Origin of the sequence: Paenibacillus sp. FSL H8-0260 (assembly GCF_045040625.1) — a bacterium.
Classification (GTDB): domain Bacteria; phylum Bacillota; class Bacilli; order Paenibacillales; family Paenibacillaceae; genus Paenibacillus_AQ; species Paenibacillus_AQ odorifer.
On the sequence record NZ_CP150298.1, the window covers coordinates 5173916 to 5188299 of the forward strand.

The window sequence follows — 14384 nt, forward strand, 5'->3', positions numbered from 1 at the left end:
AATGAATTATAAAGTAAATTGATAACGGTCACCGATAATGTACTGCTTGCCTACATGAACCGGCTGACTGTCCTGATCATAAATAATAGTGTTCATATAGAATAAAGGGTCACCAATGGGAATCTCCAGTAACTTCGCTTGCTGTTCATCAGCCAAGGTGATTTGCAATATTGATTCGCCTGGCTGATTGGGATCAATATGATAGCGGTTCCGCAGCAGCTCATATACCGATCCTTCAAGCTGTTCATCCATTAAGAAAGAAAAACGGTCATACGAATAATAGTTATTTTCCAGCATTAGAGGTCTCTCCCCGGCATATCTTTTACGTTGAATATATAACACCGGTTCCCCCTGCTGTATTTGCAGCCGCTCCGCGGTTTCCTGATCGGCTTTAAGCTTAATTCTCTCTGTAACGACGCTGTGCGATGAAACTCCATTGGCTTTGCAGGCCGCCGTAAAACTGATGATATGCTCAATTTTGCGGCCGATCTTTTGTGCATTGACAAAAGTGCCCTTGCCCTGGCGTTTCGTCAGAAATCCCTCATTCACCAATTCCTCTATAGCTTTCCTAACAGTAATTCGGCTGACATTATAGGTTTCACTAAGCTCAATTTCAGTAGGAATTTTATCTCCTGAATTAAAGGTACCGTTCGCAATGGCAGATTGGACCGCTTTTTTCAATTGAATATATAATGGCTCTGCCTGCTCTGAATTTAACATGATTTACCCTCACTTGTTATATAACGTTATATTACTCTATTGTTAGAGTAACAAACGATCCTCTTTTTCACAAGCAAAGATAAGTACGCATCCGTTGTTAATAAGAAGCCCCGAATCCAAAGGAACCTTCCACCATACAGCTCTTGGCCGCTAATCTGGAGCCTTCCCGCATAGCAGCTTGAATATCACCATCCTTAATCATACTCATTAAAAAGGCAGTAATATAAGAGTCGCCTGCTCCCATCGTATCAACAGCCTCAATAAGCTCCGGGGTCTGATAATAAAAGCTTGTTCCATCATAGGCAATGGATCTGTCTCCCCCGCGTGTTGCCACCAATACTTGGCCTTCTCTTCTGCGTTTAGTCTCAATAAAATTCTGCGTCTCTTCATCCGTCATATGGCTGCAGGAAAAGAAAGCAAAATCCGCATTGCCAATATACCGTTCTACCTGCACATCCTCGAAGTCATCGGAGAAATCAAAAGAGAGGGGAATCCCCAGTTCATTCAGCTCCGCCAGCAAATGTCCGGTGTGACTATAAAGCCCTGTATGGATGATATCAAACCCGCGGATATATTCTCTGTCAGCTTCACTCAACGCTATTGGATTCAGTCTGGTAACCCCGCCTTCGTTGCTGCCCAGAAATACCCGTTCCCCATTCTCTAAGGTTACCCGTGCACATCCGTTCTCTCCGCTATGATGTCTGCAATGTGAGATATCGATTTCCAGCTGCTGCAGCGTATTTTCCACAAGACGTGCCTCGTCATCATCGCCGAAAACACCGAGGAAAGCCGCGTCAGCTCCTTCACCTTTGGCGAAAACACTAAAGTTGAGCGCATTGCCGCCGGGATACATCGTACGCTGATGAACATACTTGTCTACCACATTATCGCCAATACCTAGCACTTTCATGGTTTTATCCTCCCGATTAGTAGGCTACTTTCCCCATATAACGGCGGGTTTCTAGCGGATGATTTCTCACCTCGGCAAGAGCCTCGCGATAGACACAAATGATACTGTAGAATAATACCGGATTAAAGAATTCCACAACTTCATCAGCAATTGTACCAATTCCCAGCTCTTTAGCATCAATCACTTCGACTTTCTCTGCATACTGATTCAGGAAAGTCCGTGCCCGTTCATCCAGCTCACGGGTGCGCCCTTCATTAATCATTAGGATGAATGGGGTTTCTTTATCCGTCACTTCAAAAGGACCATGGAAGAATTCACCGGAGTGAATCGCCGCAGCATGCAGCCACTGCATTTCCATCAAAGAACAAATTGCAAATCCATAAGCATGTCCGTACGAAGCTCCACTCGTCAAGATATAATAAAGCTCCTCATTACGGTATTTGTCGGCAAACACACGGGCACGTGGAGCGACCTGCTTTTTACCCTGGTTAATAATGCCGTCGATGGCTTCCAATCCTTTTTGAAAAGCTTCAATATGCGCATACCCTTCAGCCACATCTAACAATTGAGTAGCGAGATCCAGAATGATAGCCATCGGGTTGTTTTTGACATTGCTGTCATCTCCCCATGCATACAAGAAAGAAAAATCAGAGTAATTCAGCAGCGCAGCTTCCTTGTTATGGGTTAGGCCAATGGTGTGCGCTCCATGCTGTTTGGCTACTTGCGCCGCAGCTACCGATTCCGGTGTATTTCCGCCGTGGGAACAAACGATTACTACCGATTGTGTGCCCAGACGTTTAGGCAATACATGAACAAACTCATTCGCCGTATAGAGCCCCGCTACCAGTTTCTTCGCTTCACTATCCAGAAAATATTTCGCGGGATACATATCAACCAGTGAACCCCCACAAGCTACAAAATATACCTCTGAAATCCCCTCTGCCACTTTTTCACGGATACTTTGAACAACCTGATTTGTATTCATTTGATTCTCTCCTTTGATATAACGTTATATAACGTATTGTTTACGAGATAAATATAACCGCTTTCAAAAATGCTGTCAACTATTAATTTATTCAGAATAAAACTCCAAATTATCTTCGGCAGCGACGATCTGTAATGCTCTGATTTTTAAAATAAAAAATCGCATGACCTCAATATTTCATGAGAGTCATGCGATCTTCTAATCGAGGATGGTAATGACGGGGATAGAACCCCTACGGTACAGGAACAGTCCGAGATGATATTGCAGATATAATCACAGGCGAAACAACTACTACTGAATAGCCTTTAATCTTCTATTTCAACGATTACATTAATGATAGAAGCATCATGGTCTTTAATACGAAGTGGTGCTGCGAAGGCAGAAATGAGTTTTTTGCCAACTAATGGAGCTGGGTTAATATCTTCATAAATGAGCATTGTCGGCTCTTTATATTTCTCATGATCTAAAAAGGCATGATGGACAAAATAGCCGTTTCTTTTTGCTTCTGCCAAATTTTCAATGCTCAAGGTATCAATAGCTACTGCTTTGCAGTTTGGGAGCTTCGTCCGGATGTATTCGGCAGCTTCCGGAGAGACAGCAGGAAAATTATTGGCGTATTTTTCGAAATCCGTATCTCTGTGTTTCCAATAGCTCGTGTTGAAGATTAGAATATCCGCTTCATTAAGTTCTTCATATTCCTCAAGCATATCGATTGTGATAAAGCCGTTTAGGCCAAGCGGGCAGTCAATTAATAGTGGGTTTCTGTAGATGAAGTCTTCTATAGGAACAGCATCTATCCCCTTACCGTTATTCAAATGATGCCATGGTGCATCGACATGGGTACCAGCATGAAGATAAATGCTTAACACACTTCCGTTCCATTCATCTCCTTTAATCAAGCGCTCTCTAGGATCTAATTTCACTTCTGGTAATCCTGGAAAAATAGGCATTCCTTCATAAATTGGGTAACCAATTTCGACGAATTTTGAAATAGTAACACGCTCCTATAGATCACATAATTCCCCTCTACGTATACTCATTTTTTTGTACAGGAATTGTGCTGGTCCGATAATGTAACGATAATATTACAGCTTAAAGTTGTTGATAAATAGTACATTATTGCAGTAATTATTATATAGCTTCCTAAAATGCCACTCTTAGTGTGTATTTTTCAAACTATTTGTTCTGATGACCCAAAGAATAAATTATATTGGCAATGGTTTGCGGACTTTCTCCACCATTGGACTCGAGCCACTGATTAATAACTCCAATAGATCCATAAACCTTGTAAGTGAAAGAATAGTCCCTTAGAAAGGGTTCGTTCCAATTTTGTTCAAGTAAAACTCGTGTTAAAAATTCACTTTTTCCACTCTCTGAAATTAGAAGCTGATACATGGTTTTCTTATCTTGAATAATGTTTAACAGTTTGACCATGGATTCTTCAGATGTGCAAGGACTGCCTCCTTCTTGTAATGCTTCCACCAATTCTTTATTAAATTCATTCTGCATCACTTCAAATAATTCAAAAGGATCTTTGTAGTGCAAATAAAAGGTGCCACGGTTGATATCAGCGTAGTTACATATTTCAGTGACCGTTATTTGAGGTAACTTTTTAGTTTCTAATAAAACCAGGAAGCTCTCTTTAATGAGATTAATCGTATATTTAGTTCTTCTGTTATTCTTGGTTCCAACCATATGCTCCTCCTGTTCTATCCTTTCAACATCATAGATGTAATCTGTTTACTTCATAACATTTACAAAGGTATTGATTATTGTGATTGTTCAGACGTATAGATTATACTGACAACACGACATTAAATCAACACATGTCCACTTAATGAGGAATTAATAAGCCAAAATCTATTTTTATATAATACAAGGAGATGAACTAACAATGACAATCACTTCAGATAAAACAAACATTCTTATAGTAGGTGCAGGAGCAGTAGGTTTCTCTGTAGGTTACCATCTACACTTATCAGGCACCGATGTTACCTTTCTTGTACGAAAAGGACGAAAAGCAGACTTCGCTCCTCCTCAGAAACTATATTGCTATGACGATGCTACATTGAAAGATTTTAGCAACTTTAATGTCATAGAAGATATAGAAGAAATAGAACCTCAGCAGTATCAATTTATTATTATTACATTGGACGGAAATGTGAGCCGTTCACCAGAAGGCGTAGCTACGTTATCCAAATTGGGAGATGTCGTTCGTAATTCTAAAACTACGGTGATTATGAGTGCGTTTGGAAGCGGGATTCGTGAACATTACATTCAGTACATGAGAATTCCGGAAGACCAGCTGTTAAGAGGAATACTGGGTACGTTAAGTCATCAATCCAAGGCTGATTTGCCTGTGCATGCACCAACAGACCCCAAACTCATTAACCAAGCCATTGTCTGTTACAAACATCCGGCGAACAAGGTCGGTTTCCAGGTCGAGAACAATAATAAATCAGCTGCCAAACAATTTAGCGCACTGTACAATAACTCTGGGGTCTCACGCTGTGGTCAAGTAAGTCCGGCGATGTTCAATATTTACTCTAGTATAGGTTTTCCTGTATACGCTGCTTGTGATATCGTAGGTTGGCCTAAATTCTCAGCCGTTATTGCAAATAAAGATCTTTGGCAGCTCGCTTGCCGTGCTCAGGGTGAAATAGCATCCCTGCCCAAGCATGGTCTAATCGGTAAGATTATGAGTTTTGTGATGGGGCCACGCATGACAGCAAAAATACATCTCAAAATGGAACAAGATATGCTGCCGCTAGATTATCAAGCATTCAATCGTTTCCATCATGGGGGTAAAGTGAAGGCTCAGGATGTAGAATCTATACGGAATTCGATTGTAGAGGGAGAACTTCAAGGCCGGCAGATGAAGGCTTTAAAGGAATTATTGCAACGTGTTGAACATAAATAACATTCACACAAAAAAACAGTATTTCATCAAAGATGAAATACTGTTTCCGCTCCGAACATTCATAATAGCGAATAACATTTTCCTTGTTCAGCTTGGAAGGTTACACTTTCGTCCTTTGCTGCCCGCTGACTTGGGCCACCCGTGCTGATGTGCAGCATTCGGTCAGCCCACACATGGCAGGTCTGCGTAGCCATTGTTTCAAACATCAGCGACCCTCGTCTGGTTTCTTCCCCTGCTCTTGGCCAAGTATAACGCCTGATCCGCCTTCTCCAGCAGCCCCTCCCGCTCCAATGTATGAAAAGGATAATGGGCGATTCCTAGAGAGATTGTAACCTGTGTCTCGATTGGCCCCCTGCTTTGTTCCATTGCCCGCCGGACTCTTTCAGCTATGATGAAAGCTTCCTCAGGTCTTGTGTGGGCTAGCAAGATGATGAACTCTTCACCGCCGTAGCGGTAGCAAACATCGTCTGGACGAACCGAGGTAACTATAACTTTGGCTACATGTTTCAGCACTTCGTCGCCGATGAGATGACCGTAAGTGTCGTTCACGAGTTTGAATTTGTCTACATCCAGTACAATGAGCGAAAACGGTTGTCCTGAGTCAATCCACTGACTCATCGTATACTCTAACGATCTCCGGTTCATTAAACCGGTCAGAGCATCCGTCGTAGCCTCTTGGGTCAGTTGATCCGTCTGCTTCTGAATATCCGTCATGGCAAGCAACACAGCCTTGGTCAGCAGATCTGCCTCTCGGCTCCATTGCGGCTTCGCTTCTGGCAATTCAATCTTCTCCTTGCCCATTCTGCTCACCAGATTTGCCAGGTACACAAAAGGCCGGGCCAGCTTGCGTGCTACGAGAATGACGCCCATCAGGAGGATAATGAACGGAAACAACGAATACCAGAGAATGGTCCGAAGGTGCCCCATCAGTTGATGATGGATGACACTAATCGGCGAAACGACCACAATTCCCCATCCGTTGGCTGGAACGCTGGAGTATCCGGCAAGCATTTCAACGTCACGGGTGTTACGCACTTGCTGTTCCCCACTCTCCCCATTCATGAGTTTCTGCGCAACCTTGTTATTGCTGACATCCTCCCCAATGAGCTGCTTATCCGGGTGGTACAACAGATGCCCACTTGAATCCACAATATAATAATAGGAGCCAGAATCGTCCACGTTATTGTCGCCAAAAATCATAGACAAAATATTGTTCTCCTGCAGATAAAATGTGCCGCTCAAAATACCGCGATATGTACCATTCTTGCTAAAAATCGGCTGACTCATAAAAACGATTAGTCTCTTTGTGGTTTGGGTCATGTAGGGGGAGGATATGTAAGGTTTTTTTAACGCCAGAGCTTCCAAACCGACCTTAGAAGTAATATGGTTTCCTGCTGACCCCAAACTAGCCGGTACTACATTGCGGATCAGCCCGTCGGCATCGAGCACGGCGATAGAATTGAAGTAATTGCTACTATTGCGCATCAGTTCCAAATTATCATCCACTTGCTTCGGCGTTGAGGTTTCGTCATCGGAGAGTATGTCAGCACTGTATTCCAAACTGCTGCGCATGGACTGAAATAAGGAATCCATTGTTTTGGTCATTCGGTCAGCGTTGTAGTAATTCAGATGGAGTGTAGTCTCCATCAATGATTGTTTTTTGGACTCGTAAGAGCCAATCAGAAGAATGCTTGAGGTTAGTAGAACCACCAGCGTAACCAAGCCCGTAAGCAGCGATGTAAGACTGAGCTTTTTACTTTGACCCGGGTCGGCTCTTCTCAGTGTAAGCAAACTTTAACCCTCCTTGGTTCTTGAAAACTAGATTAATCAATAATACAACAAATTAAGATGTTATTCGACAGTAATCAAAAGGCTCGGATCTCTCATACCACTGTGCGTACCGTTTGATATACGGCGGTTCATGAAATCTTCCATATTAAAAAAACTCCTCTCCAAAGCTTGCGATTAGACAAGCACTGAAAAGGAGTGTTATCAACCTGATTCTGTGAGCTCGGATGTGATTCCAAGACACACAGAACCTTTAGCTTTTGACGGAAGTTTTACTCAAGAAAAACAAAAAAAACCTTGATTTCTCAAGGTTTTCACTATGATGCCGAGGACGGGGGTCGAACCCGTACGGTACTCACGTACCGCAGGATTTTAAGTCCTGTGCGTCTGCCTGTTCCGCCACCCCGGCATATTATGTGTTGAAGCTTCATACGTTGTTCACATATAACGCGACAAGAAATATAATATCATGAATATCGATAACGCGCAATCCTTTTTCGAAAAAATTTATTCACAATAAAAATAACCCGTTCAGCCAGAACCGATACGGGTTATTATAAACGCGGATTATCTACGCTCGTCACTTCTGCTTCTCATTCCGGCAAGACCCAAAAGTCCAAGCAGACCGAGCCAGCCCCAATTAGATCCTTTGTTAGTTGCAGCATTCGTTGTTGTACTAGTTGCACGGTATTTGCCGGTCTGTGTGGTGTTGGTTGCCGGGTTGACAGTGCTGTTGGTTCTGTAGTTATTTCGGGTGTCATTGTAGTTATTGGTGTTGTAGTTGTTAGGTCTGTAATTATCATCGATGCGGATCTTATCTTTCATAATGCTCTCATGCTGATTCAGCGTTCCAGTGGTGCCGTTCATTAAATTGCCTTCCGTGTTCATCATCCGAGTGTGTTCCGCAGTCCCATCCATCCCGGTATTCGCGGCTGGGATACCGCCCAATGCTGCTGATCCCACGGCATTTGATGCATAGCTAGCTCCCATTAGACTCATTGATAATACAGTACCGCATGCAAGGCTTGTTATCAGCTTGTTCACAGTGTTATGCCTCCCTTTAAGGTTAGTTATCACTGATAATTTCCCCTTGGACGGCACTGTCTATGCATGGTGGTTTTACTCTTTTACTACATTAACTGTCTTAGTCACAGCATCATAAGTAACCTTTGCTCCAAGCGCCTCAGCCAGCGCACGTATGGGTACATAGGTTGTTCCGGTATCGAGAACGCCATCGGTAAGCTTGCGGCCGTTTAGGTTAATGGTCACTGTAACGTCTTTGTTCACCTGATCATCCCCTCCGGTAATCTTTTTTAAAGCCTCTTTGGCTTGGTCCGTCGTTGGACGTTTACCTGCCCGAAGTTGATCTATAGTTAAACCGAAAGTCATTTGCAGATGTGAATAATCTTTAAAAGAGGTCCAGTCCCCGCCCCATTCTAAACCAAGCCGCTTAGCCTCCTGTACAACCTCTTGCCAATCTGCTGTCTTATCCTTATCACCATCACGATTGATATCCCAAGAAAGGCTAGTGCCATTCGGCAGCAAAAGCGCAAAATCAAACGCAAGACCATAATTATGATAGCTGGTACCGCCTTTAGCGTTGGTAACTATCGGTCCTGGTTTGCTTCTACCCTGCGCATACAAAGCATTTTGCTCACCAATGGTCCGTAGACCCTGAGTAATAACGATAGGGACTCCTCTCGCATGGCTTTGCTGAATCAAAACATTCGCACCTGCCGCCAAGACAGGATGAAGCCCGACCAGACGCGCCGCGGATTTTTCCCTCAATTGCTCCAAAGTCAGCATAGAATCACCCCTTTGGTATATTCAATGATGCCTTTGCCCTATTTGCCTGTACCCCTGTCCCCCTTAGGATGATTTCCACAAAAAAGGACAAAATATTTAACGAAAGGTGGGAGACATATGGATATTCATAGCGATAGCTATAAAGTTGCAGCCCTTAGTGAACAGGAAGAAGCACTGGAAATTATTCGGAATGCTGAAGCTTCCATTGCACATCTGACCGGTAATCCTACCGTTACCTTAATCGCTTATGAGAAAAGCGAAGGCAACGGTTCTCAGCATTAAACGATGTAGACCTCGACAATATCATCCACATCGATCCACTTCCATTCCTCCGCCCACTGCAGCTTAAACTCACGCGAGTGGGTGTGAATGGAAGTCACAAAACCACTTAACATCGTATTTTCAAAAGGGTCAAAAAGAACAACTGTCACTCGTACATGACTCCGCAACGACAAAGCCAGTGTACATTCAATCTCCTCCAGCTTCTGCTCATCCAGAATAGGCTTGATGCGGCGCAGCGTTTCCCGTTCATCTCTTATAATTCGTATCTTATGCTCCGGCAGCATCATGCGGCTGCTTTCCCACAGCCCGTTTTTCTCCAGCTTTTTGCCCATGGTAACCCCTCCTTAATTATATATCTATTCCTCTAAACACGAACGTATGTTTGTATTATATCCGCATCTTCGCATATTAATCAATAATCAGGAAAAAGATACCTTTTTAAGGGTTACTCTTTATTCAAAAGATGTATATTAATGTATATCTATTCAAGATAAAATTCGCAGCAAAAAAACGCTGACAGATAAACTGCGCAGCGCCTGATTTGATTTATTCTTGAACAACGTCCCCAGACTCTGAGGTAGCCTGACCTTCGGAGTCTATAAGTCCTGTTGCTTCTCTTGCCTCGTTAAGCTTGGAAATACCGAATAACATCGCTACATCAGCGTTCTGATTCAATTCATTAAATTGCTCAGCCGTAACGTTTGCGGAATCAGCACCTTGAGAGGCCTCTTCTTTTAAAGAATAAGCACTTTCAAAGGCAACTTTAGACTCTTCGAGCAACTTACGAATGTCTTCAGGCAAGCTGGAGGAAATTTTTACTTTCTCGGCTTGATTCGATAAATCTGTTGCGGTACTCTGGAATTGCTTAATTTTCTTCTCCAACTGCTTGTCCGTGAGTTCTCCTGCTGAATAACCCGCAATGGCTTCGTTGAACTCCGCTAAAGAAGTTTTTCCTGACTCTTCAAGTTTAGACATTTCATTGTAGAAGTTTTGCACGGTCTCCTGCACTTCTTCCTCCGTGGCAGGTGCCGATGAAGTTGAATTATTGCTGCAGGCGCTAAGGATGACAGTCATCATCAGCATTCCTATTAGTAAAGCTTTTTTCATTATTTATCCCTCCACTTAACAGGATAATGTCGGTTTGTGTAAAGCGCAAATGAAATATATGTAAAATGACTGTTATGTTATAATTATTTTAATTGTGATCAGGAAAGGAGAGTATTTATGCCTTATTGCACCACCTGTGGAGCGGAATACAAGCAGGGCGCTAAATTTTGTGGAGAATGTGGAACCAGCCTTGACGGTACCGCTCCAGTAACCGCTCATCGACCAGCAGTAGATAATCATGTCATTCAAGAAGTCGTGCTCTGGAAAGGCAAACCTGCCGGCATCTCGGATCGACTCAAAGGAATCGTAGGACTTAACACAACTTCATATACCATTACAAGTCAGCGTATTATGGTAAAGACCGGACTTATCGGTAAAAATGTTGAAGAAATCGAATTGCTGCGCGTACGCGATTTATCCGTAAAACAGTCTATCATGGACCGGATGCTTGGCATTGGATCATTAACTGTATTTTCTGATGATGCCTCAGCGCCTCAGCTTCTTTTTCGAAAAATCCATGATGCCCAAACCGTCAAAGATGTTCTGCGCAAAGCCGTTCGTGACGAGAAGATCGCCAACAACATTAGCTACCGCGAGCAAATTTAAGACGTTCATACGTAAAAAGGCCCCGGAAAACCGGGGCTTTTTGCTTGCGCTTGCACACTTGAAGTACTCTTTTTTAAGGAAGATAAAATGCCCCCGCTGGGATAACCCCCTTGATCTGGCTCGGACTCTCCCACTGCAAAACAACCCGGGCGTCGCCCGCATTCTCATAATACTCCACCTTTATTTCATACGGCTTACCTGCAATCAGGTTTATACTCCCTTTTCGTTCCTGGCCGCTCTGATTCACCCAACTATCAATGACTAGCCCGCCATCAATCCATACCCGTATCCCATCATCAGAGTAGGAATAAATGGTATACACCTCGCTAAAAGCAGCCGTCAGCTTCCCACTCCACCGCACAGAGAATGCATCTACACGAATGGCAGGATCAGGTGAACCTTGTCTCCATGAAAAGTTAATATTGGCATCCGTTCGCAACAGTGCAGGCGTGCCGCTAAGCGTCATGTTATTGTAATATTGGCCACAGAGTCCACTCTCCAGCACACTATCCCCGATAGCAGCGAAAGCGGCGGCCTCAGCAGCATACTCCTCTCGTGTGAATACCATTTTGTCGTTCATAAAAGCTTTTATCACAGCGTCGGTATTCTTCTCATAGAGGAGTTTCCCCCAGGTCAGCTGATAAGACCATTTGGGCTGTGTTTTGGACAACAGTTCAGCAGACGGAAGCTCTCCATTCTCACCAATCGCAATCAGCTTGCCACGACCCAGATCCCATAAATTATCATAATGACTAATCTTGAAATCCGCGTCATAAATGTCGAGCGCCAGCACATCTACCTTATCACTGCCCGGATAGTATTCTGCCGGCTCATCACACCACTGATTTTTTGCGTTTGGACTCCAAACCCACAATAAATTATGCAGCTTATGATAATTGGTAAAACGATCGAACATAAGGCTCCACAATGCAGCGTAATTGCTCTTTTGCCCCCACCAAAACCATCCACCATTCATTTCATGATACGGCCGCCAAAGTACAGGAACCCCTGCGTCATTAAGCTTTTTCAGCGACAGGGCTATCTTATCCAGATCAGCTAACAGAGCATTATACTGGGTGGTACCTGGGGTTATATATTTATCAAAATCAGCATTGCTTAGGCTCGTATTTACATTCCCCCAAGTTGGCGCTGTCCCCGGTAATGCAGCGTGATAACACATCGTTACAATCCCGTCGGCCCTAGACCAGCGTATCGCACTGCTGACGACCCAATTCCGTTGATTGTCAATTAGAGCCTGTGACTGATTATTGATTGCTCCCAGCTCGTAGCCATGCAGCGCAGCATATGCCCCGCTGGTATTTTTAAGCTTCTCCATGAGCTCGTCTGCACTTTCCAAATAATCATGTTGGCCGCTTATCACACCCTTTCCCTGCAAGTAATAGAGGGTATTCAGCAATAGCTGAGCCGAGGACGACAGCCCCGAATCCGCCGGAGCCATTTGTAATCTGCGAAAAGCCATCTGCCACTGCACATCGCCCACGAACCTTGATGCTGAATCAACCATCTGACGAATAATCCGCTGCTCCATCTATTCTCACCATCCTTTTAAATCTTTTTAAGTTATAGTATGGGGACAATAATGACATGAACTCAGCGAATGGACATGAAGTTGTAAAATAAGTTGGGACGATATAAGGAACTGCTGAATAAATTCACGGCTCAACAAAAAAAGGAGCTCCGCGGCTCCTCATTACTTTTTTTCTTATCTCGTGTACCTTAAAGGCAATAGCTCAGTGATTTCATATTTAGCTAATCGGTCATCCTCCGATACAATTATCTTGCAGTCTATTCCATAATCCGCAATTAACTCTCGGCACATGCCGCAGGGAGAGACTACTTTAATCTCTTTTTCCTCGCTGTCTGGGTCAGAATGCCTTACCGCAACAATCGTATCAAATTCCTTATAACCTTCGGATATCGCTTTGCCAATCACCATCGCTTCTGCACAGACTGTAATCCTCCCCATGCTGGCTTCCACATGTACCGCTGTAAAAATCTCTCCTGTTTTAGTACGAAGCGCTGCACCCACATGGTGCCGTCCCCATTCATAACGCCTGGTAATTATATCTTCGGCAGCCGTAATAAGCGTCTGATCCTCAATGGTAATTATGTACTCCATATCCAGTTCCGTCCTCCTTTATTTTACCTAATTATATTAAATCGCACTGAATTATGATATAAGATATACTATTTTAAGTGCCAAAAAAGGAGGAGCAGATTTGAAAGTGAAAAAATGGACCTCCAGTCTCATCATTGTTGCATTACTTGCTTTGGCTAGTTACTGGTTTGAACAAAACGGAGAGCCTACAGACCCCTCGTCTCCATCCGATTCGAGTGTTGTTCAGCTAACCTTCCCATCAGACCGCTATCCTGAGACCGCCAAACATATTCAGGATGCCATTGCGAAGGGTGAATCCGCCACATGTACGATTAACCGAGAGCAGGCTGAAGAGAACCGTAAAGAGTCCTTAAAAGGGATTCCCACTAAAAAGGGGTATGACCGGGATGAATGGCCAATGGCTATGTGTAAGGAAGGCGGCGTTGGTGCCGACATTGAATACATAACGCCAAGCGATAACCGCGGGGCAGGAAGCTGGGTTGGCAATCAGCTGGAGGATTATGCAGACGGAACCCGGGTAGAATTTATGTTTAAATAACGGTCTGTCTGACCAGCCCCAGGCAATAGAATAGCCCCACCTGGCATTCGCCAGATGGGGCTACACTGCACATCAGCTAACTTAGAATAAGCAAGCTTTAGTGATGATAACCAGCAAGATGAAAAGTACCAGAATTGCTCCTGTTGAAGTCCAAGGACTACACACCGGACCTACTGATGCTGGACTTACTACCGGACCTACGTTACAACCACAACCATGTTCCATTCCCATTTTCAATTCCTCCTAATGATTAATGACTACAGCACAAGATATGTAAAAAGGAGATAAGCCGTTTGGGCGAATTGGCAAACAAATGCCAATCACCTAATGAATTGAAGGTAGACAGTCGATAAACAGGATATACACAAAGGAGGTGCAATATGGATATAGCTGCATTATCAATGGCAATGAGCCAAGCATCCTTAGCTCAAAATGTTGGGATACAGGTCATGAATATTGCCAAGAATCAGGCTGAAACCCAGAGCCAAACCATGGTGGAAATGCTGGGCAAAAGCGTTGCTCCTAATTTGGGAAAAACACTTGATATTAGTGTGTAATTGCTTTATGCTAAGGATACATGAG

19 protein-coding genes and 1 tRNA gene are annotated in these 14384 nt (G+C 43.7%); 5 read left to right on the forward strand and 15 right to left on the reverse strand.

Annotated elements, in window-relative coordinates; genetic code table 11:
- Positions 1-6 precede the first annotated feature (6 nt).
- The 5 genes from MHI51_RS23035 to MHI51_RS23055 all read right to left on the reverse strand — a co-directional run bounded on the left by MHI51_RS23035 (position 7) and on the right by MHI51_RS23055 (position 4310).
- Positions 7-720, reverse strand: coding sequence for a GntR family transcriptional regulator (locus MHI51_RS23035; RefSeq protein WP_342410049.1), 714 nt, complete (start codon positions 718-720; stop codon positions 7-9).
- Positions 721-817: 97 nt separating this feature from the next.
- On the reverse strand, positions 818-1630 hold the full coding sequence (locus MHI51_RS23040; RefSeq protein ID WP_076276782.1) for a fructoselysine 6-kinase: 813 nt from the start codon (positions 1628-1630) through the stop codon (positions 818-820).
- A gap of 16 nt (positions 1631-1646) precedes the next feature.
- Positions 1647-2615 (reverse strand): SIS domain-containing protein, encoded by a 969-nt coding sequence (locus tag MHI51_RS23045; RefSeq protein WP_342410050.1) that lies wholly within the window; start codon positions 2613-2615, stop codon positions 1647-1649.
- Between the two features lie 305 nt (positions 2616-2920).
- Complete coding sequence (locus MHI51_RS23050; protein WP_342410921.1) at positions 2921-3607, reverse strand: cyclase family protein; 687 nt, start codon at positions 3605-3607, stop codon at positions 2921-2923.
- 184 nt (positions 3608-3791) lie between these two features.
- Positions 3792-4310, reverse strand: coding sequence for a TetR/AcrR family transcriptional regulator (locus MHI51_RS23055; protein ID WP_076128868.1), 519 nt, complete (start codon positions 4308-4310; stop codon positions 3792-3794).
- 199 nt (positions 4311-4509) lie between these two features.
- Here MHI51_RS23055 and MHI51_RS23060 point away from each other — a divergent pair, with 199 nt between their 5' ends.
- On the forward strand, positions 4510-5535 hold the full coding sequence (locus MHI51_RS23060; protein ID WP_076276780.1) for a ketopantoate reductase family protein: 1026 nt from the start codon (positions 4510-4512) through the stop codon (positions 5533-5535).
- 59 nt (positions 5536-5594) lie between these two features.
- Here the strand turns inward: MHI51_RS23060 and MHI51_RS23065 are convergent, their stop codons facing one another.
- From MHI51_RS23065 to MHI51_RS23085, 5 genes are all read right to left on the reverse strand, one after another.
- Entirely contained in the window at positions 5595-5741 is a 147-nt protein-coding gene (locus tag MHI51_RS23065; protein ID WP_179087010.1) for a hypothetical protein, read from the reverse strand.
- Entirely contained in the window at positions 5734-7326 is a 1593-nt protein-coding gene (locus tag MHI51_RS23070; RefSeq protein ID WP_342410051.1) for a sensor domain-containing diguanylate cyclase, read from the reverse strand. Before MHI51_RS23070 ends, MHI51_RS23065 begins: the two co-directional genes overlap by 8 nt.
- Positions 7327-7646: 320 nt before the next feature.
- A tRNA-Leu gene (locus MHI51_RS23075) sits at positions 7647-7732 on the reverse strand.
- Between the two features lie 158 nt (positions 7733-7890).
- The gene (locus MHI51_RS23080) at positions 7891-8367 is read right to left on the reverse strand and encodes a WGxxGxxG-CTERM domain-containing protein (protein ID WP_076136668.1); all 477 of its coding nucleotides are present in this window, start codon (positions 8365-8367) and stop codon (positions 7891-7893) included.
- Between the two features lie 75 nt (positions 8368-8442).
- Complete coding sequence (locus MHI51_RS23085; RefSeq protein WP_405173295.1) at positions 8443-9129, reverse strand: M15 family metallopeptidase; 687 nt, start codon at positions 9127-9129, stop codon at positions 8443-8445.
- A 117-nt stretch (positions 9130-9246) separates the two neighbouring features.
- Here MHI51_RS23085 and MHI51_RS23090 point away from each other — a divergent pair, with 117 nt between their 5' ends.
- Positions 9247-9411 carry a hypothetical protein gene (locus MHI51_RS23090; RefSeq protein WP_169744799.1) on the forward strand — a complete coding sequence of 55 codons (165 nt, stop codon included), beginning with the start codon at positions 9247-9249 and terminating at the stop codon, positions 9409-9411.
- On the opposite strand, the gene MHI51_RS23095 is transcribed toward MHI51_RS23090, so the two are convergent.
- A complete protein-coding gene (locus tag MHI51_RS23095) occupies positions 9408-9743 on the reverse strand; it encodes a YolD-like family protein (protein ID WP_076128863.1) in 336 nt (111 codons plus the stop codon). The genes MHI51_RS23090 and MHI51_RS23095 overlap by 4 nt on opposite strands.
- A gap of 214 nt (positions 9744-9957) precedes the next feature.
- Complete coding sequence (locus MHI51_RS23100) at positions 9958-10518, reverse strand: hypothetical protein (protein WP_076128860.1); 561 nt, start codon at positions 10516-10518, stop codon at positions 9958-9960.
- A 117-nt stretch (positions 10519-10635) separates the two neighbouring features.
- Here MHI51_RS23100 and MHI51_RS23105 point away from each other — a divergent pair, with 117 nt between their 5' ends.
- Positions 10636-11124 (forward strand): PH domain-containing protein, encoded by a 489-nt coding sequence (locus tag MHI51_RS23105; protein WP_076128858.1) that lies wholly within the window; start codon positions 10636-10638, stop codon positions 11122-11124.
- 73 nt (positions 11125-11197) lie between these two features.
- Here the strand turns inward: MHI51_RS23105 and MHI51_RS23110 are convergent, their stop codons facing one another.
- Together MHI51_RS23110 and MHI51_RS23115 are read right to left on the reverse strand one after the other, a co-directional pair.
- The gene (locus MHI51_RS23110) at positions 11198-12673 is read right to left on the reverse strand and encodes a glycosyl hydrolase (protein WP_076220019.1); all 1476 of its coding nucleotides are present in this window, start codon (positions 12671-12673) and stop codon (positions 11198-11200) included.
- Positions 12674-12847: 174 nt separating this feature from the next.
- Positions 12848-13264 carry a cytidine deaminase gene (locus tag MHI51_RS23115; protein WP_038572821.1) on the reverse strand — a complete coding sequence of 139 codons (417 nt, stop codon included), beginning with the start codon at positions 13262-13264 and terminating at the stop codon, positions 12848-12850.
- A gap of 106 nt (positions 13265-13370) precedes the next feature.
- On the opposite strand from MHI51_RS23115, the gene MHI51_RS23120 reads away from it, so the two are divergent.
- Positions 13371-13802: a NucA/NucB deoxyribonuclease domain-containing protein gene (locus MHI51_RS23120; protein WP_076220023.1), complete on the forward strand. Its 432-nt coding sequence runs from the start codon at positions 13371-13373 to the stop codon at positions 13800-13802.
- 81 nt (positions 13803-13883) lie between these two features.
- On the opposite strand, the gene MHI51_RS23125 is transcribed toward MHI51_RS23120, so the two are convergent.
- On the reverse strand, positions 13884-14033 hold the full coding sequence (locus MHI51_RS23125; RefSeq protein WP_155288175.1) for a hypothetical protein: 150 nt from the start codon (positions 14031-14033) through the stop codon (positions 13884-13886).
- A gap of 149 nt (positions 14034-14182) precedes the next feature.
- Between MHI51_RS23125 and MHI51_RS23130 the strand changes: the two genes are divergently transcribed.
- Positions 14183-14359 carry a YjfB family protein gene (locus tag MHI51_RS23130; RefSeq protein WP_076098563.1) on the forward strand — a complete coding sequence of 59 codons (177 nt, stop codon included), beginning with the start codon at positions 14183-14185 and terminating at the stop codon, positions 14357-14359.
- The last annotated feature ends 25 nt before the right edge of the window (positions 14360-14384 follow it).